The 2,672-nt window shown below is 66.9% G+C and carries 2 protein-coding genes; both read left to right on the plus strand.

Annotation, left to right across the window (positions count from 1 at the left end; translation table 11 throughout):
• The first annotated feature begins 131 nt into the window (after window positions 1-131).
• Window positions 132-710: a xanthine phosphoribosyltransferase gene (locus tag RDM88_RS12535; RefSeq protein ID WP_308755159.1), complete on the plus strand. Its 579-nt coding sequence runs from the start codon at window positions 132-134 to the stop codon at window positions 708-710.
• Between the two features lie 113 nt (window positions 711-823).
• Window positions 824-2,672: UvrD-helicase domain-containing protein (locus RDM88_RS12540; protein ID WP_308755160.1), on the plus strand; the 1,849-nt coding region annotated here is incomplete at its 3' end.

Genomic DNA, 2,672 nt, shown 5'->3' on the forward strand with positions numbered 1-2,672 from the left:
CCCGCCCGCCGGGTCGACTACCGGCAAGCTCCGCCGCTCGATGAGCGGCAAATCTAATACCTCCGCTTTATGAGCGGCAAATCCAAACCCGTCCCGCGCACGCGCGGATAAAAATCAGGAGGGAACCCGCTATGGAACTGCTCAAACAGCGCATCCTCAAAGACGGCCGCGTCAAGGCCGGCAACGTCCTCAAGGTGGACAATTTTCTCAACCACCAGATGGATGTGGCCCTCTTTGCCGAGATCGGCAGGGAGTTCAAGCGCCGCTTCGACGGCTGCGGCGTCACCAAAATCCTGACCATCGAGGCCTCCGGCATCGGCATCGCCTGCCTCACCGCCGAACAGTTCGGCGTGCCTGTCGTCTTCGCCAAAAAGAGCCAGTCGAAAAACATCGACGGCGAGGTCTACACCACCCGGGTGGAGTCCTTCACCCACGGGCGGGTTTACGACATCATCGTCTCCAAAAAGTTCCTCTCGCCCGGGGACCGCGTGCTGCTCATCGACGACTTCCTGGCCAAGGGGAGCGCGCTCAACGGGCTTTGCCAGCTTGTCGAGGACTCGGGCGCGACGCTCGTTGGCGCGGGCATCGTCATCGAGAAGGGCTTCCAAGAGGGCGGCGAGCTCATCCGCGGACGGGGCGTGCGCGTCGAATCGCTCGCCATCGTCGACGCGATGGACCCGGAAACCGGGTCGGTTACTTTCAGGAATTAGCTGAAAACCAGGCGTTTTGCCCGCCCTTCAACGGGCAGTAAAAACGGGGCCTGCCGCGGGGCGTCAAGGTGCGTTCGCGGCGGGCCCGAATTCCTTTCGGAAGGGGGATTTTCATGCCCGCCGCCACATTCCCGGCGCTCGCGCTCAACGACGAACAGCGCGCCGCCGCCGAAAACTTTTCGGAAAACCTGCTGGTGCTCGCGGGCGCGGGCACCGGCAAGACGAACACCCTCGCCTGCCGGGTGGCCAACCTGCTTTCCGGGGGGCTGGCAAAGCCGGAGGAAATCCTCTGCCTCACCTTCACCAACCGCGCCTGCCGGGAGATGACCGAGCGGGTGGAGCGGATGGCGGGGGAGCTTTCGCGCGGCGTGACGGTCAAGACGGTCCACAGCTTTTGCGCGTGGATGCTGCGCGGCACGCCCGGCGTCTTTACCGACGTGGGGGCGGATTTCGCCGTCTGCGACGCGGACGACGCGCGGGAGATCATCCGGGAGGTCGTCTTCGAGGTGGTGGGACGCGAGCCGGGCGACCAGGCGCTGCGGGTTTTGCAGGAGTTCATCGGGCTGGTCAAGGACTGCTGGCTTTCCCGTCCGCAGGAGGACTGCTCCGCCGCCGCGGCGTGGGCGCTCGTCCACCGGCGGGAGGACCTTGAACGGATCTGCGTCGGCCCCGACCGCCGGTTCGACCCCAAGTTCCACCGCTTCCTCGTCAAATACGGCGCGTCAATCGCGCGCCTCTACAATTTGAAGCTCCTGTCGAGCGGTCTGCTCGACTTCTCCGACCTGCTCATCCGCGCCTCCGAGCTGCTCGCGGACCCGCGCGCCGCCGCCCTCTGGCAGGAGCGGTTCCGCTTCGTGCACGTCGACGAGGTGCAGGACGTGAGCCTCGCGGAATACGGACTTCTCTCCAGGCTCTGCGGGAACGCCCGGGTGCTCCTCTGCGGCGACTTCAACCAGACGATCTACCAGTGGCGCGGTTCCGACCCCGGCGCGCTCATCGCGCGCTACACCGGGGAATTCCACCCGCGCGTGATCGAATTCACCGTCAACTACCGCAGCCGCCCCGGCCTGCTCGCCGCCGGGAACGCCTTCCTCGCGAACGCCTTTGGGCGGGGGCCGGGCGGCGGGGGGCGCGCGGATTTCGGCGGAGACGTGGTCATCCGCTCCTTCGACACCCCGGCCGATGAAATCCACTGGATTTACGGGCAGATCGCCTCCCTCGGGCTCACCGACTTTTCCCGCGCGGCGATCATCACCCGCACGAACAAGGTCTGCGCCGACGTGTGCGGCATCCTGCGCGCCAGCCGCCTCGACGACAGCCTGCCGCCCGTGCGGTTCATGCTCGCGGACGAACTGCGGCTGCTCAAGCGCGCCGAGGTGAAGGACGCGCTCGCCTGCGTCTCCCTCGCCGCGAACCCCCGGGACGGGGAGGCGCTTTCCCGCGTGCTCAAGCGGCTCGTCAAGGGGGTCGGCCCCGCGACGGTGGGCGCGATTGCCGCCAACTACCGCGAGGGCGGCGGAGCCGCGCTCGCGGACTTTTTCGACCCGCGCACCAGAAACACCGGCGACTTTTTTGCGCCGCTGCTCGACGCGCTCGCGGAGGGCCGCGTCGTCGTCTATGACGTGGAATCCACCGGCACCGACGTCTGCGCCGACGAGATCGTGCAGATGGCCGCCGTGCGCCTCGGCCCGGATGGGAAGGAGGCGGCGCGGTTCGAGCAGTTTTTGCGGCCGGCCAGGCCGGTCGGGGACTCTGAAAAGGTTCACGGCTTTACCGACGAATTTTTGGAAGAACATGGGGAGGACCCCGCGAAGGCCCTCGCCGCTTTCCTCGATTTCTGCGAAGGGTGTGTGATCGTCGGGCACAACGTCGCCTTCGACGTCGGGATCACCCGCCGGAACCTCGCGCGCAGCGGCGCGCCGGGGGCCTTCGGCAACGTCTGGTACGACACCCTCGACCTCT

It is taken from the genome of uncultured Anaerotruncus sp. (assembly GCF_902490045.1).
In the GTDB taxonomy this organism is placed as follows: Bacteria; Bacillota; Clostridia; order Oscillospirales; family Ruminococcaceae; genus Anaerotruncus.